This is a genomic window from Enterobacter sp. TMH.L2, assembly GCF_050847315.1.
Taxonomy (GTDB): Bacteria; Pseudomonadota; Gammaproteobacteria; order Enterobacterales; family Enterobacteriaceae; genus Cedecea.
The window spans coordinates 2957730-2983950 of sequence record NZ_CP193791.1 but is presented as its reverse complement, the minus strand read 5'-3'; the positions used below and the strand labels follow the sequence as shown (position 1 = coordinate 2983950).

Genomic DNA, 26221 nt, shown 5'->3' with positions numbered 1-26221 from the left:
AGTATTTTTTCCCTCCCTGGAGGACAAACGTGTCTAAGCGTCGTGTAGTTGTGACCGGACTGGGCATGTTGTCTCCTGTCGGCAATACCGTAGAGTCTACCTGGAAAGCTCTCCTTGCCGGTCAGAGTGGCATCAGCCTGATCGACCATTTCGATACTAGCGCCTACGCAACGAAATTTGCTGGCTTAGTAAAGGATTTTAACTGTGAAGACATCATCTCGCGCAAAGATCAGCGCAAGATGGATGAATTCATTCAATATGGAATTGTTGCTGGCATTCAGGCCATGCAGGATTCTGGCCTCGAAGTAACGGAAAAAAACGCGGCCCGCATCGGCGCTGCAATCGGCTCTGGTATCGGTGGCCTGACGCTTATTGAAGAGAACCACTCTTCTTTAGTTAACGGTGGCCCTCGTAAAATCAGCCCGTTCTTCGTGCCTTCAACCATCGTCAATATGGTGGCAGGTCACCTGACCATCATGCTGGGTCTGCGTGGTCCGAGCATTTCCATTGCCACGGCTTGTACCTCTGGCGTACACAACATCGGCCATGCGGCACGTATCATTGCCTATGGTGATGCAGACGCAATGCTGGCAGGTGGTGCAGAAAAAGCCAGTAGCCCGCTGGGCGTTGGTGGTTTTGGCGCGGCGCGCGCACTGTCTACCCGTAACGACAATCCGCAAGCGGCAAGCCGTCCGTGGGATAAAGATCGTGACGGCTTCGTACTGGGCGACGGCGCAGGGGTCATCGTACTGGAAGAGTACGAACACGCGAAAAAACGCGGCGCGAAAATTTATGCAGAAGTTGTTGGCTTTGGTATGAGCAGCGATGCGTACCACATGACTTCTCCACCAGAAAACGGTGCAGGTGCTGCGCTGGCGATGGAAAACGCACTGCGCGATGCAGGGATTTCTGCAGGGCAGGTTGGCTACGTCAACGCCCACGGTACCTCTACACCGGCAGGTGATAAAGCTGAAACGCAGGCGGTTAAGTCTATCTTTGGTGCCGATGCAAGCCGTGTGATGGTGAGCTCAACTAAATCGATGACGGGCCACCTGTTAGGGGCGGCGGGTGCGGTAGAGTCTATCTATTCCATCCTTGCGCTGCGCGATCAGGCCGTGCCACCAACCATCAACCTCGATAACCCGGATGTTGGCTGTGACCTGGACTTCGTGCCACACGAAGCTCGTCAGGTAAGTGGCCTGGAGTATACTTTGTGTAACTCCTTCGGTTTCGGTGGTACCAACGGTTCGTTGATCTTCAAGAAGATCTAACCGTTTCTGAAAGGGCCCGCTTGCGGGCCCTTTTGCTGTTCAGAATTCCCCTCTTGTCGCCCGTAAATCCCTCTGGCAACCTTGTGTCTCCGTATCCTGAGGAACCCCTATGTATCTTATTAATGGTCAGTGGCAGAAAACGCTGCCGGCAAACGACCGGGCGATTCAGTTTGGCGACGGCTGCTTTACTACCGCCCGTGTTATTGATGGTGGGGTTCGCTTTCAGGCAGATCATCTTCGCCGCCTGCAGCAGGCCTGCGAAGCGCTGATGATAGGGCCGGTTGACTGGGCCATGCTCAGTGATGAGATGGACATGCTGGCGACCTCTGAAACCAAAGCCGTGCTCAAGGTGATTATTTCTCGCGGGGCGGGCGGGCGCGGTTACAGCGCATCGAACTGCACACAGCCTACGCGAATGCTCTCTCTGTCGCCTTACCCTGACTTTTATCCTGCCTGGCGCGAGCAGGGGATTAGGCTGGCGCTCAGTCCTGTGAAAATAGGCATTAATCCTTCCCTGGCGGGTCTTAAGCATCTTAACCGGCTTGAACAGGTTCTTATTCGTACGCATCTTGAACAGACGGCGGCCCAGGAGGCGCTGGTTCTTGACAGTCAGGGGAGCCTGGTGGAATGCTGTGCGGCTAATTTATTCTGGCGCAAAGGCTACGACGTTTATACGCCTTGTATTAACGGTGCGGGCGTGAATGGCACGATGCGCCAGCGCATCATTGCGTGCCTGACGGATTCCTCCTGGCGGCTGCATGAGGTCAGCGAAGGTCTGGAAACCCTGGCCGATGCGGATGAAGCGATCGTTTGCAATGCGCTAATGCCGGTTGTACCGGTGAACCAGGCCCAGGACTGGGACTACACATCGCGTGAACTTTACTGTTTTTTAGCCCCACTTTGTGAGTAACCGATTACCGATGAAAAAAATGTTTCGTTTCTTTCTGGTTTTGCTGATTGTGCTTGGCATCGCCGCCGGTGCAGGCATGTGGAAGGTGCGCCAGCTGGCAAAAGCGCCGTTGCCGATCAAACAGGAAACCATTTTCACCCTGAAGCAGGGCACCGGACGTTTAGCTCTGGGCACTCAGCTTTATGAAGAGAAACTGATTACACGCCCGCGTGTTTTCCAGTGGCTGCTGCGCGTCGAGCCGGATCTGGCCAAATTTAAGGCTGGCACATACCGCCTCACGCCAGGGATGACGGTCACCGATATGCTCCGACTGCTGGCCAGTGGGAAAGAGGCGCAGTTCCCGCTGCGTTTTGTGGAAGGTATGCGCCTGAGCGATTTACTCGAGCAGCTGCGAGATGCCCCATACATCCAGCACACGCTAAAAGACGACAGCTATGCGACCGTGGCGGAGACGCTGAAATTTGAGCATCCTGAATGGGTCGAGGGCTGGTTCTACCCGGACACCTGGATGTACACCGCCCACACCACGGATGTTGCTTTGCTTAAGCGCGTGCATCAAAAAATGGTTAAAGCCGTGGCGCAGGCCTGGGAAAGCAAAGTTGATGGCTTGCCCTATAAAACCGAAAACGACCTGGTGACCATGGCCTCGATCATCGAAAAAGAAACAGCGGTCGCGGCCGAGCGTGACCAGGTCGCCTCGGTGTTTATTAACCGCCTGCGTATTGGCATGCGCCTGCAAACCGACCCCACCGTTATCTACGGGATGGGCGACAGCTATAATGGTAAGCTAACGCGCAAAGATCTCGAGACTCCCACGCCGTATAACACCTATGTGATTAGCGGCCTGCCGCCGGGCCCGATTGCGGTGCCGAGCGAAGCGTCTCTGCAAGCGGCGGCGCACCCGGCAAAAACGCCGTATCTCTATTTTGTTGCTGACGGTAAGGGTGGTCATACCTTTAGCACCAACCTCGCCAGCCATAACAAGGCGGTGCAGGTCTATATCAAAGCTCTTAAGGATAAAAATGGACAGTAAATTTATCGTCATCGAAGGCCTGGAAGGCGCCGGGAAAACCAACGCCCATAACGTGGTCGTGGCGACCTTAAAAGAGCTGGGTATCAGCGAGCTGACCTTCACGCGTGAACCCGGTGGCACTCCGCTAGCCGAGCGCCTGCGTGAGTTAACGCTCAACAATGCCGGGATCGGTGATGAGAAGGTGACCGATAAAGCCGAAGTGCTGATGTTCTACGCGGCGCGCATTCAACTGGTAGAAACGGTGATCAAACCGGCCCTGGCGCGTGGTAGCTGGGTCATCGGCGATCGCCACGATCTCTCTACCCAGGCCTATCAGGGCGGCGGGCGTCAGATTGACCAGCAGTTATTGATGGCGCTGCGCAACACCGTGCTGGGCGATTTTTATCCTGACCTGACGATTTATCTCGACGTGACGCCTGAAGTGGGGTTAACCCGCGCCCGCGCCCGGGGTGAACTTGACCGCATTGAGCAGGAATCTATCGACTTCTTTAACCGCACACGTGCGCGTTATCTGGAACTGGCAGGCCGCGACAGCCGTATTAAAACCATCGACGCAACGCAGCCGCTGGATGACGTCTCGCTGGCCGTGCGTGAAGCCGTGCTGAGCTGGTTCCGGGAGCAGCAATAGTGAAATGGTATCCGTGGCTTCGCGGCGCGTTTGAGCAGCTTATCGTCCAGTATCAGGCCGGGCGTGGGCATCATGCGCTGCTGGTTCACGCGCTGCCGGGCCTGGGGGACGACGCGTTAATCTACGCCCTGTGCCGCTGGCTGATGTGCCAAAGCCCGGAAGGCAATAAAAGCTGCGGCCATTGCCATAGCTGCCAGCTGATGCAGGCGGGTACGCACCCTGACAGCTACTCCCTTGAAGTAGAAAAAGGCAAATCCAGCCTCGGAATTGATGCCGTGCGTGACATCACCGAGAAGCTTTATGGCCACGCCCAGCAGGGCGGGGCGAAAGTCGTCTGGCTGAAAGATGCCGATCTGCTGACCGAGGCCGCGGCGAACGCGTTGCTGAAAACGCTGGAAGAGCCGCCAAGAAATACCTGGTTCTTTCTGAGCAGCCGCGAACCCGCGCACTTGCCCGCAACGCTGCGCAGCCGTTGCCTTTATTGGCACCTTGCGCCCCCGGATGAGCGTTTTGCTCTGGCATGGCTGGGCCGCGAGACAACGGCCTCTGCGGAAGAGCTTCAGGCCTCGCTGCGGCTTAGCTCCGGGGCTCCTGCCGCCGCGCTGGCGCTTTTGCAGCCCGAACAGTGGAAGGCCCGGCAGCAGCTTTGCGAGAAGCTCACTCAGGCTGGGGAAGCGAACAACCTGCTGGCGCTTTTGCCGGCATTAAACCATGAGGACGCTGCCCGCCGCGTCCACTGGCTTTGCGCGCTGCTGGTTGATGCCCTCAAGTGGCAGCAGGGGGCAGGGGCGTGGCTCACCAACGCGGATATGCAGCCGCTGGTGGCAAGCCTCGGCGGGCGTTATTCCCCGGCCGTGCTGCAAAGCCTGCTTCACCACTGGTTTACCTGCCGCGATGCCTTGCTTAACGTGGTAGGTGTTAACCGTGAGCTCCTGCTCACGGAAAGTCTTCTTACGTGGGAGCGTCTGGCTCAGCCCGGCGCACTGCTTCACTCACATCATCTCTAAGAGTATTACTATGTTTCTGGTCGACTCACACTGCCATCTCGATGGCCTGGATTATCAATCCCTGCACAAAAACGTTGATGACGTTCTGGAAAAAGCGGCCGCCAGGGACGTGAAGTTTTGCCTGGCTGTGGCGACTACCCTTGACGGTTATCGGGGAATGCGTGAGCTGGTCGGGGAGCGTAACAACGTGGCCTTCTCATGTGGCGTACATCCGCTGAACCAGGATGAAGAGTACGACGTTGAAGAGCTGCGCCGCCTGGCCGCCGAACCTGGCGTTATCGCAATGGGGGAAACCGGGCTGGATTACTTCTATACGCCGGAAACAAAACCGCGTCAGCAGGAATCTTTCCGGAACCATATCCGTATTGGCCGCGAGCTGAACAAGCCAGTGATCGTCCACACCCGTGATGCCCGCGCCGATACGCTGAGCATTCTGCAGGAAGAAAAAGTGACAGAGTGCGGCGGGGTACTACACTGTTTCACGGAAGACAGAGAAACGGCGGGTAAACTGCTTGATATGGGGTTTTACATCTCTTTTTCCGGGATAGTGACCTTCCGGAATGCCGAGCAGCTGCGTGACGCCGCGCGTTATGTCCCGCTGGACAGAATGCTGGTGGAAACGGACTCCCCGTATCTTGCACCAGTGCCACATCGCGGGAAAGAAAACCAGCCTGCTATGACGCGTGATGTTGCCGAATATATGGCCGTACTGAAGGGCGTTTCGCTGGAAGAACTGGCTATTGCCACCACGCAGAACTTTGCTGATTTGTTCCACGTCCCCTTATCCCGCCTGCAATCTCTCTGAAATTCATAGTTATTTTAAAGCTCGTAATTAATAGCCTAAGCGAGTAAAGTGCACCGCCATAAAATGAGCGGTGCACGCTCGTTTTGAACCATTTGTAAGCGTGTTATGTAAATTAATGAAAGTTTTTCGCGCGATCGGCTGAGAAACGTGATAGCCGTCAAACAAAGTTTTCGTTATTTATTTTACTCTGCGTAATAAATAAAAGGACACTTAGATGTCCTGTTTATGAACCGGTTCTCCCCCCGGTTCGATGCGTAAATGCGTACAAAAAAAGCACAAATACTCAGGAGCACTCTCTATTATGTTTAAGAATGCATTTGCTAACCTGCAAAAGGTGGGTAAATCGCTGATGCTGCCAGTCTCCGTACTGCCTATCGCAGGTATCCTGCTGGGCGTCGGGTCTGCAAACTTCAGCTGGCTGCCGGTCGTTGTCTCTCACGTTATGGCGGAAGCGGGCGGTTCAGTCTTCGCCAACATGCCGCTTATCTTCGCTATCGGTGTGGCACTGGGCTTCACTAACAACGATGGCGTATCTGCCCTGGCGTCGGTTGTTGCCTATGGCATCATGGTGAAAACCATGGCCGTGGTCGCGCCTCTGGTCCTGCACCTGCCTGCGGAAGAAATTGCAGCTAAACACCTGGCGGATACCGGCGTGCTTGGCGGTATTATCTCCGGTGCAATTGCGGCATACATGTTCAACCGTTTCTACCGCATCAAGCTGCCTGAGTATCTGGGCTTCTTCGCCGGTAAACGCTTTGTACCGATTATCTCCGGTCTGGCGGCTATCTTCACTGGCGTAGTGCTGTCCTTCATCTGGCCACCAATCGGTACGGCTATCCAGACCTTCTCTCAGTGGGCTGCATACCAGAACCCGGTTGTTGCCTTCGGTATCTATGGCTTCATCGAGCGCTGCCTGGTACCGTTTGGTCTGCACCATATCTGGAACGTTCCATTCCAGATGCAGATCGGTGAATACACCAACGCTGCGGGCCAGGTGTTCCACGGCGACATCCCTCGCTACATGGCAGGTGACCCGACTGCGGGCAAACTGTCCGGCGGCTTCCTGTTCAAAATGTACGGCCTGCCGGCTGCGGCCATTGCTATCTGGCACTCTGCTAAACCAGAGAACCGTGCAAAAGTGGGCGGGATCATGATCTCCGCGGCGCTGACTTCGTTCCTGACCGGTATCACCGAGCCAATCGAATTCTCCTTCATGTTCGTGGCCCCGATCCTGTACATCATTCACGCGATTCTGGCGGGTCTGGCATTCCCTATCTGTATCCTGCTGGGCATGCGTGACGGGACGTCCTTCTCTCACGGTCTGATTGACTTCATCGTGCTGAGCGGTAACAGCAGCAAACTGTGGCTGTTCCCGATTGTCGGTATCTGCTACGCGATCGTGTACTACACCATCTTCCGCGTACTGATTAAGGCACTGGATCTGAAAACCCCGGGTCGTGAAGACGCCACCGCAGAAACCACCGCTGGCGTAACCAGCGAAATGGCACCTGCTCTGGTTAGCGCTTTCGGCGGTAAAGAAAACATCACTAACCTCGACGCTTGTATCACCCGTCTGCGCGTTAGCGTGGCCGACGTGGCAAAAGTTGACCAGGCTGGCCTGAAAAAACTGGGTGCAGCAGGTGTGGTTGTCGCAGGTTCCGGCGTTCAGGCTATTTTCGGCACCAAGTCCGATAACCTGAAAACCGAAATGGATGAGTGGATCCGTAACAACTAAGTTTGTTCGGGGAGCGATAAGGGAGGCGAAAGCCTCCCTTTTTTGTTGCAGACAAAGAGGGAAAAAGCGTGGTTTTTCCCGCTTTGTGGTTATCAGCCGAAAATCAACGCATTGATTTTCCCGTTTTTTGACGCGTCGTCTGGTATTTCTTCTCTCGACGGCGGTTTATCAGAAGTCTAAAGGGAGGCGAAAGCCTCTCTTTTTTGTTACTGAAAAAAGACGAATTTGTTTTAAAGGCCAGCACTTAACGAAAGAAAAGCGTGCAGAAGGTTGAGTCAAATGAGCGCCTCGCTCATACTCCCAACACCGTTTTCTCCTTCAAGGAACAGCTCATGGCCGAAGAAACTATTTTCAGTAAAATTATTCGTCGTGAAATTCCGGCGGATGTGGTTTACCAGGACGAACTGGTCACCGCGTTTCGTGATATTTCCCCTCAGGCACCCACCCACATCCTCATCATTCCAAACGTGCTTATCCCAACGGCCAATGACGTTAAAGCTGAACACGAGCTTGCGCTGGGGCGGATGATGACCGTTGCAGCTAAAATTGCAGAACAGGAAGGGATTGCCGCTGACGGCTACCGCCTGATCATGAACTGCAACCGACACGGTGGGCAAGAGGTGTACCATATTCACATGCACCTGCTGGGTGGCCGTCCGCTTGGCCCAATGCTGGCGCATAAGGACTGATCCTATGTCGCGCTTTTCCCTGAGTCTGTTAGCGCTGCTGATGGTGGCGGGCTGTAGCTCTAGCCCCGCCATTCCGGTGAACAACGATCAAACCCTGGTCATGGAATCTGCGGTGCTGGCGGCCGGGATTAGCGCGGAAAAACCGGATATCTCTCAACAGAATGGTGCCACGGTGGCCGAATCATCGCTGTATAATGAGCAGCATAAGCCGGTCACGCTGTACTACCGTTTCTACTGGTACGACAAAAAAGGGCTGGAAATCCACCCGCTTGAGCAAGTGCGTACCGTTACCCTCCCGGGGCAGTCTTCGCAGCGTATTGACTCGACTGCAGCCTGGCCGGGAGCCAAAAAAGTACGTCTTTCTCTCTCTGTAAGGAGCGAATTTTGATTAGGGGACTTCATCGTTATCTGGCCGTCACTGCGGTGGCGCTGATCCTGACCGGGTGTATTAATCGCGGCGAACAGCCTGCCCCGGTAGAAGAAGTTAAACCTGGCACAGAGCAGCCTGCTCAGCCGGAGCCTACCGTGCCAACGGTACCGACCGTGCCGACGCAGCCTGGCCCTGTGGAACAACCAGAGCCTACTATTCCGCCTCAGCCTAAGGTTCGCACCTATGACTGGAACAGTGCCATGCAGCCGATGGTCAGCAAAATGCTGCAGGCGGATGGCGTGACGCCGGGTAGCGTGTTGCTGGTGGACAGCGTCAACAACCGCACCAATGGCAGCCTGCAAACCAGCAGCGCGACTGAAGCCTTGCGCGGCGCGCTGGCCAACAACAACAAGTTCACGCTGGTTTCTGCGCAGCAGCTCTCGATGGCTAAGCAGCAGCTTGGGCTTTCCCCGCAGGACAGCTTAGGTACGCGAAGCAAAGCGATTGGCATTGCGCGTAACACCGGCGCCCAGTACGTGCTTTACACCAACGCCAGCGGCAACGTGAACACGCCCACGCTGAAAATGCAGCTGATGCTGGTGCAAACTGGCGAAATCATCTGGTCGGGTAGCGGTGCTGTTCAGCAAACCAACTAAAGCATCGCTCGATGCGGCAGTGACTCGATACCTTCCGGCGGCTCAGGCCGCCGGTTGTGTTTCTGCGCTCGAGGGACTGAGCGGCACAAGCTACCGCGTAGAGACAGAAGCCGGCAGCTTTACGGCAAGAAAGCTGCCCGAACAGCGCTTGCCGGGGATTTCCCTTCGGCGGCATCATCGCGCGCTCAGGCAGTTGCCCGTCGGCATCGCGCCCGAGCCCTGGTGTCTGGCGGAAGGCTGGCTGTTCACCCGCTGGCTTGACGGCGAGGTTTTGCCGAACCTGGCCCCGCTCACTGAATTAACGGGCTTATTGTATTATCTTCATCGGCAGAAACCGTTCGGCTGGCGCATAAGCCTGGTTCCGCTGCTTGAGTTTTACTGGCAGGAAAGCGACCCAAACAGGCGAACCCTGACCTGGCTGCGTGAATTAAAGCGCCTGAAGCGGCGTAGGGAGCCCAGGCCTCTGCGGCTGGCCCCTCTGCATATGGATGTTCACGCGGGAAATCTGGTGCGGCAACCGGGCAATCGCCTGGGGCTTATTGACTGGGAATACGCCGGGGATGGCGATATTGCGCTGGAGCTGGCCGCCGTGCTGGCGGCAAACACCGTCGACAGTAAAGCGCTGCTGGAGTTGTATGCTGCCCAGGCTTCACTCAGCCTCGACGTCCTCAATCGCCAGGTTGCGTGCTGGCGGCCGTGGATAGCGTTACTTATGGCGTCCTGGTATGAATGCCGCTGGCGGCAAACCGGGGAGCAACATTTTATTACGCTGGCAGACGACGCGTGGCGCGCGCTGCGGGCGAGCAAACATCAGGAGAGAGTATTGTGGGCCCAGTAATGTTGGATGTGGCCGGCTTTGAGCTGGATGCGGAAGAGCGTGAAATTTTGCAGCACCCGCTGGTGGGCGGTTTGATTCTTTTTACCCGCAACTACCACGACCCGGAGCAGCTACGTGAACTGGTGCGCCAGATCCGTGAAGCTTCGCACCATCGTCTGGTTGTTGCCGTCGATCAGGAAGGCGGCCGCGTGCAGCGCTTCCGCGAAGGGTTTACCCGTCTGCCTGCGGCACAATCTTTTGCGGCACTCCGCGGCCTGGAAGAGGGCGGCAAGCTGGCGGCTGAAGCTGGCTGGCTGATGGCGAGCGAAATGATCGCCATGGATATCGACATCAGCTTTGCGCCGGTGCTGGATATCGGGCACATCAGCGCGGCCATTGGGGAACGTTCTTACCATGAAGATCCGGCCAAAGCGCTGGCAATGGCCACGCGTTTTATCGACGGGATGCATGCTGCGGGCATGAAAACCACCGGTAAACACTTCCCTGGCCACGGGGCGGTCACCGCCGACTCGCACAAAGAAACCCCGCACGACCCGCGCCCGAAGGCGGAAATCCGCGAGCATGACATGCGCATTTTTGCCTCACTGATTCGCGAGAATAAGCTGGATGCCATCATGCCTGCCCACGTTATCTATGATGAAGTCGATCCGCGTCCGGCTAGCGGCTCTGAGTATTGGCTAAAAACGGTCCTGCGCGGCGAACTGGGCTTTAATGGTGTGATTTTCTCCGATGATTTGTCGATGGAAGGCGCGGCTATCATGGGCAGTTATGCCGAACGCGGTCAGGCATCGCTGGACGCCGGTTGCGATATGATCCTCGTCTGCAATAATCGTAAAGGGGCGGTGAGCGTGCTTGATAACCTGTCGCCGGTCAAAGCAGAGCGTGTTACAGGTTTGTATCATAAAGGGTCATTTACCCGCGATGAGCTGCGTTCATCCGATCGCTGGAAGCAGGTGAACCAGCAGCTGGAAGCGCTGCACGAGCAGTGGCAGGCGCATAAGGCGGGCTAATATTCAGGTAATGAGGATGCCATGATAATCTATTTGCACGGTTTTGACTCAAACAGTCCCGGAAACCATGAAAAAGTGCTGCAGCTTCAGTTTATCGATCCCGACGTGCGGCTGATCAGCTACAGCACGCTGCATCCGAAGCACGACATGCAGCATCTGCTGAAGGAAGTCGACAAGATGCAGCAGCTTACCGACGACGAACGTCCCTTAATTTGCGGCGTGGGTCTCGGCGGATTCTGGGCGGAGCGCATTGGTTTTCTCTGCGATATGCGGCAGGTTATTTTTAACCCGAACCTTTACCCCCATGAAAACATGGAAGGGAAGATCGACAGGCCGGAAGAGTACGCGGATATCACCACCAAGTGCGTGCCAAACTTCCGTGAGAAGAACCGCGATCGCTGCCTGGCTATTCTCTCGCGCAACGACGAAGCGCTGGACAACCGGCGCACGGCTGAAGCGCTGCATCACTACTATGAAATCGTCTGGGACGAGCAGCAAACCCACAAATTCAAAAATATCTCCCGGCATTTGCAACGCATTAAAGCCTTTAAAACCCTGGGCTAAATTTTCCCGTCATACTTTAAGCCGCAGGTGTGTTGGCTGCACCTGCTCACCCCAGTCACATAGTTAGCTATGCTCCTGGGGTTTCTCAGCTTTGCCGCCGTCCTGCAACTCGAATTATTTAGGGAAAATGTCATGGCCAGCCTCGCGCTGGCCTTTTTGTTTATCTTTTCGGCATAAAAATTGATGTACATCAATTTTGGTATGACCAATGCACCCTTCATGTTATTCTCGATAAAGTTTGGCGTTAAACGTGCAGTAACCCTTTGTTAATTAAAGGTTATTTAGATAACTTTTAATTAACAATTGGTTAATATTTTAGGGGGTCAAGTTGACTACACCATTGAAAAAAATAGTGATTGTTGGCGGCGGCGCTGGTGGTCTGGAGCTGGCGACTCAGTTGGGTAAAAAACTGGGGCGTGGCAAAAAAGCCAAAATTACGCTCGTCGACCGTAACCACAGCCACCTGTGGAAACCGCTGCTGCATGAAGTGGCTACCGGTTCGCTGGATGAAGGCGTGGATGCGCTGAGCTACCTGGCCCACGCGCGCAATCATCATTTCCAGTTCCAGCTGGGTTCCGTGGTGGATATCAACCGCGAAAGCAAAACGCTGACCATCGCCGAACTGCGCGATGAAAAGGGCGAGCTGCTGGTGCCTGAGCGCAAGCTGCCATACGACACGCTGGTGATGGCGCTGGGGAGCACCTCCAACGACTTCAACACCCCTGGCGTGAAAGAGAACTGCATCTTCCTCGACAACCCGCATCAGGCGCGTCGTTTCCATTCCGAGATGCTAAACCTGTTCCTGAAATACTCCGCCAACCTCGGCGCAAGCGGCAAGGTTAACATCGCTATCGTTGGTGGTGGCGCGACGGGCGTTGAGCTGTCAGCTGAGCTGCATAACGCCGTTAAGCAGCTGCACAGCTACGGCTACAAAGGGCTGACCAACGAAGCGCTGAACGTCACGCTGGTGGAAGCCGGGGAGCGCATTCTGCCTGCGCTGCCGCCGCGCATTTCTGCCGCCGCGCACAGCGAACTGACCAAGCTTGGCGTTCGCGTGCTGACGCAAACCATGGTGACCAGTGCCGAAGCGCATGGCCTGAACACCAAAGACGGCGAGTTCATCGAAGCGGATCTGATGGTCTGGGCGGCGGGCATTAAAGCGCCAGACTTCATGAAAGATATCGGCGGCCTTGAAACTAACCGCATTAACCAGCTGGTGGTTGAGCCAACGCTGCAGACCACGCGCGACCCGGATATCTATGCTATCGGCGACTGTGCATCCTGCGCTCGCCCGGAAGGTGGTTTCGTGCCTCCTCGCGCTCAGGCCGCGCACCAGATGGCTTCCCGCGCGCTGACGAACATCCTTGCGCAGATGAAAGGCCAGCCGCTCAAAGCTTACAGCTATAAAGATCACGGCTCGCTGGTTTCATTGTCCAAATTCTCCACCGTGGGCAGCCTGATGGGTAACCTGATGCGCGGCTCGATGATGGTGGAAGGCCGCATCGCCCGCTTCGTGTACATCTCCCTGTACCGTATGCACCAGATTGCGCTGCACGGTTATTTCAAAACTGGCCTGATGATGCTGGTGGGCAGCATCAACCGCGTGATTCGTCCACGCCTGAAGCTGCACTAAGTTTTATTTCCTTCCGAAACCCGGCCCCCGTGCCGGGTTTTTTATTGCCGGGAAGCAGCATAACATTCGGCATATTCCTGGCGGATTGCTCGGAGTTGTCTTAAACACACGTTTTCACCGCACGATCCCGCACTTTTGATCCGTTGTCTGATTTCTCAATATTGTCACTGCAGTGCAAAATTAGGTTAACAACAAGGTCAGGAGGATGTCCTGTGAATAAATCAATGTTAGCGGGTATAGGTATTGGCGTGGCCGCTGCGCTGGGCGTGGCTGCGGTAGCCAGTTTGAACGTGTTTGACCGTGGTCCCCAGTATGCACAGGTGGTGTCAGCGACGCCAATCAAGGAAACGGTTAAAACACCGCGTCAGGAGTGCCGCAATGTGGCCGTGACGCACCGCAAACCTGTTCAGGATGAGAACCGTATTTTAGGTTCTGCTCTGGGCGCGGTGGCCGGGGGCGTCCTTGGTCATCAGTTTGGCGGTGGACGCGGGAAGGATGTTGCCACGGTCGTGGGCGCGCTGGGCGGCGGCTACGCCGGGAACCAGGTGCAGGGCGCGATGCAGGAGGGGGATACCTACACCACCACCCAGCAGCGCTGCAAGACTGTGTATGACAAATCAGAAAAAATGCTCGGTTATGATGTGACCTACAAAATCGGCGATCAGCAGGGCAAAATCCGCATGGATAAAGACCCTGGCACTCAGATCCCGCTGGACAGCAAAGGCCAGCTGGTGCTGAACAAAGCCTGATGCCGAGTCTTAAAATATAAACCCGCCTTTCGGCGGGTTTTGTGTTTCTAGTGCTCGCCGCGCAGCGTTTGCTGCAGCGTCAATAAGACCCTGACTTCCTGAATTCTGCGGCGGGTTAAGGCGGGAATCGTCTCAGGAGCCTGCTCAAACAGTGTTTTACCGGCAAAAATGACCTCTCCGAGGCAGCGGTCGTACAGCGGCCCGCTGATATCCAGTTTTACCTCGTCGTCAACGCTCAGGGTTTCATTTACCCCGCGTCTGTCGACGGCAATCACTCTGCCATCTTTCAGCACGATATTAATACCTTTTTGCCCCCCGGCGGGCCCGGCATATTTGTTCAGCTGCAGCACGCAGGGGATGCCGCCCATTTCCCCGCGCAGCAGCGCCTGGCCCTCTGCCGTGGTGACATCGCCGGGCACAATGCCGTTGCCGAGCCGGTCTTTGGCAAGCAGCAACTCCAGCTCCAGCGCTTCGTCAGCGCCCGCCTGCATCAGCGTTTCGCGCATCATCGCCAGCACATGCGTGCCGATGTCCACGATAACGCCGTCCGGGTGGTGCAGCGCACGAGTATCAGGCTCGCCGGTGGCAAAATTCAGCGCAATCGGCTCTCCGGCGGCATTAAACCCGCTGGGCTCCAGCAGGAATCCCTCGATACGGTCGATATCTTCGAGGCGGTCGATAAAACGTGCCGCATCGGTTCTCACCATCCAGTGATCCAGGGCGAGCACCCGCGCGGCAATGGCCGGATCGCTCAGGAATGATGTCAGTTCGTCCAACTGCTGTAGCGTTGCCGCGACGGGTTTTTCCACTACGACGGGGAGCGAACTTTGCTGTAGCACCAGCTTCAGGATCGGCCAATGCTGGAGCGATGACGTGGTGATAAACACCAGGTCAAGCGGCAGCGCCAGAAGCTGGGTTAGGGAGGGGAGAAGCGTGATGGCATCAGAGCGGTAGCGTGGGGCGGGATCAAACCCATAGCAAACCACATCGCGCCGGGCGAGTCGCTGAATAGCTGGCAGGTAAGCCGTTTCTATTACGCTGCCCACGCCAATAAACCCAACTTGCATATCGTCTCCGGTCATAAGAGAGGAAAATATCCCTTATTTTTAAAAGACTATTTTACGCGGGTCGAGGGATAAACTGTTAGGAAGGGTAAGCGTGTGAACTTGCCCGGCAACTGCCGGGCAAGGAAGAGGCTTAGAACAGCACAGAGTAGTTCATGCCGAAGGTGCGACCACGGCCTTTGTAGTCATACAGCGAAGCAGGGCCGTAGCCCGGGCTGTAGTACAGTGGCGCACGCTGGCCCCAAACGGTGGTGTAATCACGGTCAAAGACGTTTTCGACGCTAAAGCTGAGTTTACCCACCGGAAGCTCGTAGCTGCCCAGTAAATCAACAGTGGTGTAACCGTCGATGCTGTAGCCTGCCGCGTCGCTTACGTTAAACGACGTTGTGCTCTGCACGCGAAGGCTCCACGGATCTGGTGCCCAGCCAATATAGGCGGTCGCTTTCGACGGGCTGGCGACTTTCACGTCATATTTCTGCCAGCTGCCGTTAACTTTTGACTCGGTTTTTAAGACGTTGAAGTTAGCGCCAGTGCTCCAGTTGGTGTCCGGAATAAAGTAGTCCACCGCGCCTTCCACGCCGTAAATACGGCGCTTGTCGTCAACAACGCTGATGGTCAGGTCTTTATTCGCCAGCACGCTCTTATCGGACAGCGAGTAGTAGGCGGCAATCTGCGTGCGCAGGCTGTCGCCGGTGTAGCGCCAGCCCAGTTCGTAGGAATCAACCTTCACGCCCTGCAGCTTGCTCGCGCCGACGTTGACGCTGTTGGTCAGCGGCAGGTGGCCGTTAACCGCCGCGCCATAGGTGCCACGGCCGTAGTATTTACCCGGATCCGGCAACTCTACGCCCTGGGAGAAATTCAGCCAGGCCTGTTGGCGCTCGGTGATGTGCATCAGCAGGCCGGCGTTGAACAGGAAGTTGTCGTAGTCGGTGGAGCCGCCAGGAATGGCGTCAGCAGATTTTGCCGTGCCGGCCGCGATTTGCTGCTGCTGCGCGTAGCCGATGAAATCATCAATCTTGTTCTCGGTGTACTGGTAACGCACGCCGCCGCTCAGGGTAAAGATCTCGTTGATGTCATAGCTGGACTGCAGGAACGCCGCCATGTTGCTGATGTCATACGCCGGGTAACGTCCGGTTGTATAGATTTTCTGGTTGTTCAGGCCACCGGAGGCGCTGGCCTGTGCCAAATCGAAGAACATCTGGTTGGAGGTGAAGCGTTCGTGGTCCGCGTCCAGGCCGTAGGTCAGCTGCCAGCCGTCGAGCGGCTTGCTGTTCAGCGTCAGCTTCGCGCCGTACTGATTAGTATCCTGCTGGGAAGAGGAGAACGCCGTGGCTTTTTTGTTGGCGTTTACCGTCGGGAACGGATAGAACAGCAGCGATTCATCGCGGTAGTAAACCTGGCCCACCAGCTCCTGACCGAGGAAGTCGCTGTTGGAATACTGCATGCTGATCAGGTGGCGCTCTGTGCCCGGAACACGGTCAGAGTTCAGTCCTTTGCTCACGTACGGGCTGCTTGTCCCGCTGATGGCAGAGAAGTTTTTCCCGAGGTTCAGGCCGTAGTCGTCGTCGCCCTTACTTTTGTAATACTGGGTAACGAGCTGCAGCTGCTGGTTTTCATCGATATTCAGCGTGCCGGTACCCATCACGTCCAGGCGGTCGGAATACTGTAACCCGGTCTGGGTGTTGTCGAGCAGGGTGGCATCACCGTTGCCGTCAAACCAGCCGCCGAATTTCTGATAGGCCACTGACGCACGGCCAGAAATATGGTCGTTCCCGCCGGAAATGGCACTGGCGACGCGCTCATCGTGATCTTTACTGCTGTTAAAGCCGCTCTTGATCCCGGTCTCAAACTCTACCTGTGTATCCTTCTGGCCTTTTTTGGTCACGATATTAATCAGACCGCCGGTACTGCCGCCGCCGTACAGGGCGGTCGCGCCGGAAATGACTTCAATATGATCGATGTTGAACGGATCGATAGAGTCCAGCTGGCGACTGTCGGTACGGGAAGAGTTGAGACGCACGCCGTCAACCAGCACGACCAGCGGGCGACCACGGACGTTCATGCCGTAGTTGGTACGGCTCTGGCTGCTGACGTCGAGGCCGGGGATCAGCTGGGCCAGCGCATCTTTAAACTCTTTGCCGCCCTGGATCTGCTGCTCCAGTTCGGCTTTCTCGATCACCCAGGTGGTTTGGGCCATCTCGGCGACGGTGCGGTTGCTGCGGTTGGCGGAAACCACCATCGTCTCGTCACTGGTTTGCTGTGCCACTGCCGGCGCCATCATGGCGAGCAGTAACGGATTGAGCGCCCAAAGCGTTTGCTTTTTGGTTATCATCATTGTTCCTTCATACGGGCTGACAAACATCGGCCCAAATATGCTGTGTCCTCGTCATTCTTCAATTTGACGCGGGGTTAACGGTTACCCCCGTCCCGCAGTGGCCTGCGTTCCGGGGGATAAACTCAGTTAGCGCCGGGCTGCATTTCGAATGATTTTGAGGAGTAGTGAGTTAAGGACGCAGCGCTGTGCTGCGGTTTTTCCCGGCTGCCGCTGCGCCATTGGATCAGCGCGGGCGGCGTACTGAGATCGAACAAATCACGCCCCAGCGCGCGATTCAGAATTTTGGCGGAGCGCCACGCCATCAGGCTCAGCTGCGGCTCGGCAATGCCGTGGGTTTGCATGCTGGCGTTGACCGCGAAGATGTTATTTCCGGCCGGGCCATTCCACTCCAGCGTAAAGTCGTCGCGCACTTTGAAGTTGCACTCATCCAGCATCGTCATGCGTGACATTAACGGCGAAAGCATTTGCGGCAGCGTAGGGCGGTAGCCGGTGGCGAAAATCACCACGTCGCTGTCCAGCGTGTCATAGCCCTTGTCCAGATGGTGTTCCAGCAGCAGCTGCCAGCCCTGGCCACGGCTTTCAAGGCCTGTTACAGAGCGGCTTGGCAGCAGGCGAGCATTGCGCGGCAGCCCGAGCACTTCAAAGCGGTGATACAGCTCGCGGTAGATGGTCAGCAGCGAATCGGCGGTAATGCCATCGGAGGTCATCTTCTGCTCATCGAGCATTTTCTGCCGCGCGCCTTCATTCAGGCCCACAAAGCCGGTGACGTATTCCGGCGTGAAGTATTCGTTGGCAAACGCGGCTTCATCCAGCGCGTTAAAGTTATTGCGGCGTGAAACCCAGTTCACTTCGGCAACTTCGCCCCAGGCGCCACGGAACGCATTCAGGAACAGGTCGGCACCGCTTTGCCCGCCGCCAACCACCGTGACGCGTTTCCCGGCCAGATTCGGCAGACGCAAGCTCATTTCGCTGGCGTGGAAGCAGGTTGGCGTGGCGGCTTTTACGCACGGCGGCAGGTGAGGCTGCTTGCCAATGCCGAGGCAAATGTTGCGCGCCAGCGTTTCCCCCTGGCCGGTCTGCACCACAAACAGCCTGCGCTGCTCGTCGAAATCAACGCGCTCAACCGTCTGGTTAAACTGCAGGTTGTTCATGCCCTCTGCGGCCCAGCGCAGGTAGTCCGAAAACTCATCGCGCGAGACGGTGCGCAGCTCGGTGGTCAGAAAACGGTAGAATTTTTTACGTTTCACCAGGTAGTTCACAAAGCTGAACGGGCTGGTGGGGGCCACGGCGCTGACCAGGTCTTTCAGGAACATGGTCTGCATATGGCAGTCCGGCACTAACATGCCCGGGTGCCACGCAAAGTCAGGGCGGCTGTCATAGAACTGGCTGCTAAATCCCTCTGCTTCGTGAGACAGCGCCGCAATGCTCAGGTTAAACGGGCCGATACCTACGCCAATAAAATCAACAGTGTTTGTCATAATTCAATCCCTGGTTACCAGCCACAGCGGGTTTTGCAGATCCTCGAGGTAATTCGGCAGCATGCGGCTGCCGCCGTCCTGGTCAGGCCAGGTCAGTTTTACCGGGTTCAGCACAACGCGGATGATTTGTGGCTTAAAGAGTGAGAAAAGCGCAAAACGCGCCGACATTTGCGGGTGTTCCTGCATGTAATCACTCAACACTGCGGCCAGCAGCTGATAAAAGCGTCTCTCCGGCACGCCAAGGCGGGCCATGAGCGGCGAAACAAAACGCAGCACCGTCACAAAATGGCCGGTCTGCAAATCATGAATTAAATAGTCGGCGCTCAGACGGGCGGTCACATCCCGCACTTCCTGAGGCAGGGAGTCCATCTCCGGGAACTCATCCTTCACCAGACGCATATCGCCCTGAAAATCTTTCAGCAGCACGCGCTGCGGCACGCCGTCTTTCATGGCGAGCGTAATATTTTGTCCATGGGCGATCAGCGCCACGCCATAGCGGCAGAGCAGGTGATACAGCGGCACCACCACCACGCGGAACATCTGCGTCAGCCAGGCTTCTGCATCCATGCCGGAGCGGGCAATATAGGCCCCGATCAGCGGCTGATTGTTTTCGTCGCACTCCATCAGGGTCGCCATCAGAATCGGCGTCTCGTCAGGCTTCAGCCAGCGGGTCGGGTTCTCGCGCCAGATAACGCCCAGCATCTCCTGGTAGCGATAGGGCGCCTGAGCCAGCGCGGCGTAACCTGCATGAGAAACATAGCCGGCAGCCGGTTCGCCGAGGATCACCGCCCCGGTTTTCACCAGCGTGCTGTCGGTAGCAAAGACGTTCTGCAGCCAGCGGGAAGCCAGCGGCCCGGCGGCAATGTACTTGCCCGGAATACCGCGGTAGCAGGAGGTGTTGTAAATCGTCAGCGGCAGCTTGATGTCTAACCCGCCCTGGCGGCTGGCGTTGGTCAGGGTGCGCAGCGACTGCTGGGCCAGCCACTGGTCACCAAATTCGCCCAGAGACACCATCTTGCCTTCGGCGAGATCGGCCACGAAATCCAGCGCAATTTTCTGCTGCCACTGCCACGGATGCACCGGCAGCGGCAGCCAGTTATCATCCAGGCCATTGTTCTGCCACGCCTGCGTAAAGCGGGCCAGCTCCTGCTCGTCCATCGCGGCGGCGATAAGCTGCTGAATATCCAGTTCGCTATCGCAGCGCCAGACCATATGTTCGCGTTTAACCGCCAGCCAGTGCAGCTGGAAGGTATTGGCATACTCCGGCGCATAGCGCTCCAGCGCCTCTTTGCCCCAGCCGCGACGCCCTTTGTTAAAGGCAAATTTCGGGTGGCCGCTCAGCAGGCACTGCAGGCGGTCAGCGTCGAGATCGATCAGGTTATCAGCGCTCATGCCGCGGCGCGCTTTCAGCAGCTGCAGGTCGCCCAGCAGCGTGGCGTACAGATCCTGCATATGCTCGGCCACGGTGGCGTCGCTCATCGACAACACCGGCTTGAGCTGCATGAGCAGCGTCTGCGCTAGCACAGGCTCGTCCGCACAGCGCAGCGTTTGCGCGTCTACCCACAGCCAGCCCCAGATGCCGCGCTCGGCGTTAAAATGCCACTCGGCCCCGGCTAAGCTGATGCAGTAGCGATTTTCGCCCAGCGATTCGGCCTGAAAAACCTGCTCGTACTCCAGCTCAGCCAGCATTTTGGCTACCAGCTGGCGGTTAACGAAATCCCAATCCTTGCGATTCATTACAGGCCTACCTCGCTAAAGAAGTTGTGGCGGTCAGCCATGACCAGGCGTGAACGCTTGTGCGGGAAGTCAAATTCCTTGCGCGTCACATAGCCCGCAGGCTCCAGATGCTTGAACAGGCGCTGGTTGTCGGCGCGCGGCTCCAGCACGGTGCGCTGCGTGCGCGGCTCGTCCAGCAGAAGGTAGTGGGTTAAGCCACGCAGCCAGCTTTGTACATAGTGCGCGCCGCGCCACTGCTGCTCGCCCACCAGCAGATGCAGGCCGCGATCAAACGGCTGCCACGGGTAATGGCGGCCGATGCGATCTTCCGCTGCCCAGTAAATTTCGAAGTAGCTGAACGGCTGGTCATCAAAGCAGCCGATCAGCGGAAACGCATGTTTTCCGGTGAGCTGGCGCTCCAGATACGCGGTTTGTACCTCCCGCGAGCCGCTTTGCTCCCAGAAATAGTCCACGCGCGGATCGTTCATCCAGCGGGTAAAACGTTCTGCGTCCAACGCCGGATCGGCCACGCGGAAGCTCAGCGTTTTGCGAACGCGCGGATCGTAGCGGCGGTAAACTTCCCCGTACGGGCGGGCAGGGCGCAGCGGGAAATAGATCTCGCGCTCAGCGTCAAATACCATTTCGCCGGAAGCATGCTTCGCCGGAGCGCTGAGCCACAGCGGTTGCTGCCAGAAGGTTGCGCGGTGAACGATGTCGCTTTTCAGCAGATCGAACAGCACCAGCGCCTGCGGTTCTTCGCGCCATTCGGCGTAAGGCAGCACGATGGAAGTAAGCTGCGGTGCCGCGACGAACATCTGATCCAGCGCATCGCGCAGCCAGCCTGCAGGCAGTTCGCCCGGCCAGTACAGGACCGCGCCGCCGTCCTGGCCCCAGCTCAGATTCAGAGGCTTATTGAGCTTTTCACAGCGCAGCCCGTGGCCGCCGTGAACAATAGATGCCTGAAACATTCAGCCCTCCTGAGCCAGCAGCGGGTTTACAAAGTCGAAATAAATCACCGAAGGATCGACGATGGTGTTTTCGTTATGGTCGTGCAGGTAGCAGAAGAAGTTCCCCTTCACGTTCCAGTGCGGGCTTTCCAGCACGTAGTCGAGGCAGGTTTTATGCGTCACCTCGTCACGCACGGCGCTAAGCGCGCTGCGTACACGGCTCATCAGGTTCACTTCGCTATCCAGCCCCGCAGCACCCAGCGCGGCGGTCACGGCGAAGGTCGAATTGACCAGCAGGTAGTAAGGGAAGTAGCGCAGCAGCTGTTCGCGGGTGAAGACGTTTTCCGCCTGTGCTTCGCCAATCATGTCGAGCCAGCCTGCGGCATGCGGCATAAAAGCGCTGCCCTGGCAGTCGCGGTAGATAAGCCCGACCGGCAGATCCTGCTGCATCTCCACCAGAATATTTTGCTGGTGAGCGAGGAGAACCAGGCCGTAATCCGCTTCGGCGGTAAACAGCGGTTTCAGCACCTGCTGGCAATAGGCGTCGACCCAGGCGTGTGCAGCCTGTTTCGGCGTGATCCTAAGGCGAGAGCTCAGGCGGTTCACGGCGGCAACCAGCAGGGAATCTCCGCCGTCCGGGGCTGACTGGGTCAGGGAAACCAGGACGTTAGTCTGGCTCTGCGGCTGCTCAACCAACAGGTTTTCGCGCAGGGCAAACAGGCTTTCTTCCATGATGTTGCCGTGGAGATCGCGCAGTCCGGCCCAGCCGTCTTCCTGCATCACGCGGAAGGTCGGGAAGCGGGCCTGCAGCGTTTGCCAGCGGTCAGTTTGCGCCAGGCGCGCCAGGCGCATGCCGCGTTTAACTTCTTTTACCGACAGCGTACGCACGGAGTTGGTCAGGCGCACGCTCAGAGAAAACTTGATCATGTCGCGGCTGGTGGCGCAGTAAAGCGAGCGCGAAGAAGTGGTCGGCAGCCATGGTGCACCGGCTTCGCCTAAATCTTTCACCAAACCTTTGGCGACCAGCTGCTGGCACCAGTCCTGCTCCAGCAGATAGCCGGCCTGCCACGGATGCAGCGGGAACAGCCATTGATTGTCGCTGAGCTCGCTCAGCAGCTGCGGCGCATTTTCAGCCGCAAAGCGCGTCAGGCGCTGCTGCAGATTGAGGTGCAGACTTTCGCCCGCCAGGTAGCTTTTATCTACGGCGAACCAGCGCAGCGGGAAATGCGGGGCGAAGTCAGGCAGATAGCGCTCGGCTTCCTGCTGGTTAAACGGTTCGTGGGATTTTGGCGCCGGGTGGAAGGCGTGTCCCACCAGCAATGCCTGCTCGGCTTCGCCAAAATTCAGCGCTTTTTCGCGCAGCCCATTCCAGTCATGACGGGCTTCAATCGCCTGCTGCGTGTGGGCATGGCTTTCCATTACGCGCTGATAAAACGCTTCGCAACCGGTGGCTGGCAGCATCTGCTGGTGCTGGAGTTTATCGACAATCAGCTGGGAAAGGGTGGCGAAGTCTATCGGCTGACTGCCGGTGGCAGTGACCAGACGAGCCGGGAATTCGAAGCGGTGATGCTGGGTGGGAGAGAAATAGGCCACTTTGAAGTAGAGCGCCTGCTGTTCCCCCAGGGGGATAATGAGTTCGGCTGGGTGGCTGTCGGTCAGTCGCCAGTCGCTGGTTTCACGGACAAGGGAATTAAGAAAGCACTGTGCGGCCACATCCCAGGCCAGAGTTTTATTTGGCAAAGTCATCATCAAACAGTTTCCACGCGTTATGATAATGCGAATTCTGCCGATAACGTTTCTCATTATCAATAACAATTGTTAGAATAGATAAAATTAATTTTACAAATACGCACAATAACCACACGGGTTAGTAACATTTTGACATCGCTAGAACTGGCGGATTCGCCGCAAAAATCCCTTTCATGTTGGCCACTTGCGCTGAGCGCCGGGCTACTTGGCGTCGGACAAAACGGCCTGCTGGTCGCGATCCCGGTGCTGGTGATGCAGACACATCTGAGCCTGTCCGTCTGGGCGGCATTGCTAACGCTTGGGTCGATGCTGTTTTTACCGTCCTCGCCGTGGTGGGGGAAACAGATTGCGCGCCTCGGCAGTAAGCCCGTGGTGCTTTGGGCGCTGGGAGGCTATGGCGCAAGCTTTATGCTGCTCGGACTTGGTTGCCTGCTGCTGGCCACGGATGCGGTCGCGGGTTACGTCGGATTGGGCATATTGATTGTGGCGAGGATTATCTACGGCTTGACCGTGTCGGCGATGGTTCCGGCCTGCCAGGTCTGGGCGCTGCAGCGTGCCGGGGAAGGAAAGCGCATGGCGGCGCTGGCCACGATCAGCTCCGGGTTGAGCAGCGGGCGCTTGTTTGGCCCGCTTTGCGCCGCCGGCATGTTAGCGATTCATCCGCTTGCCCCGTTGGGACTTCTGATGGTCGCCCCGCTGCTGGCGCTGGTGATGCTGTTGCGTCTGCCGGGCACGCCGCCGCAGCCCGCAGCCGAGCGTAAAAGCGCTCGTCTTCGGCCCGATTGCCTGCCTTATCTGCTGTGTGCCTTGCTGCTTTCGGCCTCGGTCAGCCTGATGCAGCTGGGGCTCTCTCCGGCGCTTGGCCGCCAGTTTGCCACGGATACCGCCGCAATTAGCCATCAGGTTGCCTGGCTGCTGAGCCTGGCCGCGGTGGCTTCGCTCTCCGCACAGTTTGGCATTCTCCGGCCACAGCGCCTGAAGCCAATGGCGCTCCTGTTGAGCGCCGGGCTGCTGATGATCGTTGGCCTGGCGATGATGATTTCCGTCCAGCTGTGGCTGTTTTACGTCGGCTGCGCGGTACTGTCGTTTGGGGCCGCGCTGGCGACCCCGGCCTATCAGCTGTTGCTGAACGACAAGCTTGCCGATGGTGCAGGGGCCGGCTGGGTCGCGACCAGCCACACTCTGGGCTACGGGCTTTGTGCCATGCTGGTGCCGCTGGTATCAAAAACGGGCGCTGAGGCAGCGCTGATTATGGTGGCCTTTTTAGCCGCCGTGTTATTTACCGTGGTGTCCGGCGTTATCTGGCGCAGCCGCCACCGTTCACGTCATTCTGTAATTTAAGCGTAAGGAAAAGTTATGGCTGGAGTTCAGGGCTATCGTCTGTTTAACGTTCAACTGGCGCGGAAAACGGCCGTGTCGCCTTCGCTGTTGAGCCTGGTATTTAGCGGGCCTGATGTGGCGCAGATGAAATGTGACTCGCCTGATCAGCGTATTAAAATGCTGTTTCCGTCCGAAGACGGAACGCTGCCGTCGCTGCCTGCCGAAGGGCAGTGGTATCAGATTGCCCAGGGGATGCCAAAAGAGAAGCGCCCGGTGATCCGCACCTATACGCTGCGCCATGTCGATCCTGCCCGTCAGGAAGTGACGGTGGAGTTTGTCAGCCACGGCACTGAAGGCCCGGCCTCCGCATGGGCGATTAATTCTGTTCCCGGCGATGCTATCCAGATTGTGGCCCCGAACGCCGCCCACCCGGAAGACAGCGGCGGCTATGAATGGACGCCGCCTGCCGGGCTGCGAAACGCGCTGATTATCGCTGATGAGACGGCTTTACCCGCCGCACGAGGCATTCTGGAAATGCTGGCTCGCCAGGCTCAGCCGCCAAAAATACAGGCCTTTTTTGAGGTGCCGGACGAAGGGGACTGCGTGGACTTAAGCGCCTATGGCTTCGCCGAGATCAACTGGCTGCCGCGCAAAACCGTCTCTGCCACCCACGGCGAATGCCTGATTCAGGCGGTAAAAATGCAGGCGAGGGTGCCGGAAAGCGGCCATCACGAAGCCGTCCAGGAAGAGGCCGAAGGCGAACTGCTGTGGGATAAAGCCACCACCGGTAGCAACGAGTTTTACGGCTGGGTAGCGGCGGAGTCGACGGTGGTTAAGCTGCTGCGCCGCCATTTGATTGGCGAACGTGGCGTTGAGCACGAAGCCATTAACTTTATGGCCTACTGGGCGAAAGGGCGAGTTCGCTAGTGAAAAGGGCGGCCATTGGCCGCCCTGGATCAGATCTTCTTCAACTGCGGCATCAACATCACCGTGGTTTTCACAATCTGCATTAACTCTTCATAGCTGGCGTTCTCGCGGGCGCTGACCGACATCCCCTGAATGATGCAGCACAGGTATTTTGCCAGGCAGCGAATGTTACGTTCCGCCGGGATCTCGCCTTTTTGCTGGCGCATTTCAAGGAAACGCACCAGCGTTTGTTCCTGCACGGCATGGCGGGCTTTTATCGTTGCGGCGATGTCTTCCGACGACGCCGCCAGCACGGATGAGGTGCAAATGATAAAGCAACCAGCGGGCGTGCTCTTGTCGGTAAAACATTGTGCGACCGCGGAAAGATAGTTCTCCAGCGCGGCTTCCATGGTCTGCTCTTCACAGAACAGGCAGGCCTCGTGCTTCGCCGCAAAGCGCGCGATATAGCGATCCAGCACCGCGCGGAACAGGCCTTCTTTGTTGATGAACTCCGCGTAGAGCGTTGGGGCCTTTGCCCCGGTGGCTTCTACCAGATGCGCCATGGATGTTGCTTCATAGCCATGCTGCCAGAAGAGTGTCATGGCCTTGTCGAGTGCAGCTTCCCTGTCAAACACTTTTGGACGGCCACGGCTTTTTTTGCTGCAACTTAAAGTCTCGGTTGCCATACCTGCCGTTTAACCTCTGTCTAATTAGTGAACACTTATTATAAAAATAATCGGCGGCGGTAGCCAGTGCCACGTTATGAAAAATAATTATTTCTTATCACAATGAAAAATAGCGCTTTTTT

At 57.1% G+C, this 26221-nt stretch carries 24 protein-coding genes; 17 read left to right on the top strand and 7 right to left on the bottom strand.

Annotated features, from left to right (window positions below; translation table 11 throughout):
* Positions 1-29 precede the first annotated feature (29 nt).
* The 15 genes from fabF to ACREYP_RS14315 all read left to right on the top strand — a co-directional run bounded on the left by fabF (position 30) and on the right by ACREYP_RS14315 (position 13898).
* A complete protein-coding gene (gene fabF, locus ACREYP_RS14385; protein WP_008453465.1) occupies positions 30-1271 on the top strand; it encodes a beta-ketoacyl-ACP synthase II in 1242 nt (413 codons plus the stop codon).
* A 109-nt stretch (positions 1272-1380) separates the two neighbouring features.
* The gene (gene pabC, locus ACREYP_RS14380) at positions 1381-2181 is read left to right on the top strand and encodes an aminodeoxychorismate lyase (RefSeq protein ID WP_336817762.1); all 801 of its coding nucleotides are present in this window, start codon (positions 1381-1383) and stop codon (positions 2179-2181) included.
* A 10-nt stretch (positions 2182-2191) separates the two neighbouring features.
* Positions 2192-3214: a cell division protein YceG gene (yceG, locus tag ACREYP_RS14375; RefSeq protein WP_166993764.1), complete on the top strand. Its 1023-nt coding sequence runs from the start codon at positions 2192-2194 to the stop codon at positions 3212-3214.
* The gene (gene tmk / locus ACREYP_RS14370; protein WP_008453462.1) at positions 3204-3842 is read left to right on the top strand and encodes a dTMP kinase; all 639 of its coding nucleotides are present in this window, start codon (positions 3204-3206) and stop codon (positions 3840-3842) included. The genes yceG and tmk overlap by 11 nt, the downstream gene beginning before the upstream one ends.
* On the top strand, positions 3842-4849 hold the full coding sequence (holB, locus tag ACREYP_RS14365) for a DNA polymerase III subunit delta' (protein ID WP_336817761.1): 1008 nt from the start codon (positions 3842-3844) through the stop codon (positions 4847-4849). Before tmk ends, holB begins: the two co-directional genes overlap by 1 nt.
* Positions 4850-4859: 10 nt before the next feature.
* Positions 4860-5654, top strand: coding sequence for a metal-dependent hydrolase (locus ACREYP_RS14360; protein WP_008453460.1), 795 nt, complete (start codon positions 4860-4862; stop codon positions 5652-5654).
* Between the two features lie 301 nt (positions 5655-5955).
* Positions 5956-7389, top strand: a complete 1434-nt coding sequence (ptsG, locus tag ACREYP_RS14355) for a PTS glucose transporter subunit IIBC (RefSeq protein ID WP_008453459.1) — start codon at positions 5956-5958, stop codon at positions 7387-7389.
* A 332-nt stretch (positions 7390-7721) separates the two neighbouring features.
* Positions 7722-8078 (top strand): purine nucleoside phosphoramidase, encoded by a 357-nt coding sequence (gene hinT, locus ACREYP_RS14350; protein WP_008453457.1) that lies wholly within the window; start codon positions 7722-7724, stop codon positions 8076-8078.
* A gap of 4 nt (positions 8079-8082) precedes the next feature.
* Positions 8083-8466, top strand: a complete 384-nt coding sequence (locus tag ACREYP_RS14345) for a YcfL family putative periplasmic lipoprotein (protein WP_336817760.1) — start codon at positions 8083-8085, stop codon at positions 8464-8466.
* Positions 8463-9104 carry a penicillin-binding protein activator LpoB gene (gene lpoB, locus ACREYP_RS14340; protein WP_008453453.1) on the top strand — a complete coding sequence of 214 codons (642 nt, stop codon included), beginning with the start codon at positions 8463-8465 and terminating at the stop codon, positions 9102-9104. The genes ACREYP_RS14345 and lpoB overlap by 4 nt, the downstream gene beginning before the upstream one ends.
* Positions 9082-9942: a protein kinase family protein gene (gene thiK / locus ACREYP_RS14335; protein WP_498880951.1), complete on the top strand. Its 861-nt coding sequence runs from the start codon at positions 9082-9084 to the stop codon at positions 9940-9942. The genes lpoB and thiK overlap by 23 nt, the downstream gene beginning before the upstream one ends.
* Positions 9930-10952, top strand: coding sequence for a beta-N-acetylhexosaminidase (gene nagZ / locus ACREYP_RS14330; protein ID WP_008453449.1), 1023 nt, complete (start codon positions 9930-9932; stop codon positions 10950-10952). Before thiK ends, nagZ begins: the two co-directional genes overlap by 13 nt.
* 21 nt (positions 10953-10973) lie before the next feature.
* Positions 10974-11516, top strand: a complete 543-nt coding sequence (ycfP, locus tag ACREYP_RS14325) for an alpha/beta hydrolase YcfP (protein ID WP_008453447.1) — start codon at positions 10974-10976, stop codon at positions 11514-11516.
* 328 nt (positions 11517-11844) lie between these two features.
* Positions 11845-13149, top strand: coding sequence for an NAD(P)/FAD-dependent oxidoreductase (locus tag ACREYP_RS14320; protein ID WP_008453443.1), 1305 nt, complete (start codon positions 11845-11847; stop codon positions 13147-13149).
* Between the two features lie 212 nt (positions 13150-13361).
* A complete protein-coding gene (locus ACREYP_RS14315) occupies positions 13362-13898 on the top strand; it encodes a glycine zipper 2TM domain-containing protein (protein WP_008453441.1) in 537 nt (178 codons plus the stop codon).
* A gap of 47 nt (positions 13899-13945) precedes the next feature.
* Here ACREYP_RS14315 and ACREYP_RS14310 read toward each other — a convergent pair whose 3' ends face one another.
* The 6 genes from ACREYP_RS14310 to iucA all read right to left on the bottom strand — a co-directional run bounded on the left by ACREYP_RS14310 (position 13946) and on the right by iucA (position 23184).
* Complete coding sequence (locus ACREYP_RS14310) at positions 13946-14965, bottom strand: Gfo/Idh/MocA family oxidoreductase (RefSeq protein WP_336817758.1); 1020 nt, start codon at positions 14963-14965, stop codon at positions 13946-13948.
* Positions 14966-15095: 130 nt separating this feature from the next.
* The gene (gene iutA, locus ACREYP_RS14305; protein ID WP_008453436.1) at positions 15096-17297 is read right to left on the bottom strand and encodes a ferric aerobactin receptor IutA; all 2202 of its coding nucleotides are present in this window, start codon (positions 17295-17297) and stop codon (positions 15096-15098) included.
* 122 nt (positions 17298-17419) lie between these two features.
* Complete coding sequence (iucD, locus tag ACREYP_RS14300) at positions 17420-18775, bottom strand: NADPH-dependent L-lysine N(6)-monooxygenase (RefSeq protein ID WP_336817757.1); 1356 nt, start codon at positions 18773-18775, stop codon at positions 17420-17422.
* 3 nt (positions 18776-18778) lie between these two features.
* Positions 18779-20512 (bottom strand): aerobactin synthase IucC, encoded by a 1734-nt coding sequence (iucC, locus tag ACREYP_RS14295; protein WP_008453432.1) that lies wholly within the window; start codon positions 20510-20512, stop codon positions 18779-18781.
* Positions 20512-21459, bottom strand: coding sequence for a N(6)-hydroxylysine O-acetyltransferase (iucB, locus tag ACREYP_RS14290; RefSeq protein WP_008453429.1), 948 nt, complete (start codon positions 21457-21459; stop codon positions 20512-20514). Before iucB ends, iucC begins: the two co-directional genes overlap by 1 nt.
* Entirely contained in the window at positions 21460-23184 is a 1725-nt protein-coding gene (iucA, locus tag ACREYP_RS14285; protein WP_336817900.1) for an aerobactin synthase IucA, read from the bottom strand.
* A gap of 132 nt (positions 23185-23316) precedes the next feature.
* Between iucA and ACREYP_RS14280 the strand changes: the two genes are divergently transcribed.
* Entirely contained in the window at positions 23317-24528 is a 1212-nt protein-coding gene (locus tag ACREYP_RS14280) for an MFS transporter (protein WP_336817756.1), read from the top strand.
* A 15-nt stretch (positions 24529-24543) separates the two neighbouring features.
* A complete protein-coding gene (locus ACREYP_RS14275; protein WP_336817755.1) occupies positions 24544-25434 on the top strand; it encodes a siderophore-interacting protein in 891 nt (296 codons plus the stop codon).
* A 29-nt stretch (positions 25435-25463) separates the two neighbouring features.
* Here the strand turns inward: ACREYP_RS14275 and ACREYP_RS14270 are convergent, their stop codons facing one another.
* Positions 25464-26099, bottom strand: a complete 636-nt coding sequence (locus ACREYP_RS14270; protein WP_008453420.1) for a TetR/AcrR family transcriptional regulator — start codon at positions 26097-26099, stop codon at positions 25464-25466.
* Between the last annotated feature and the right edge of the window lie 122 nt (positions 26100-26221).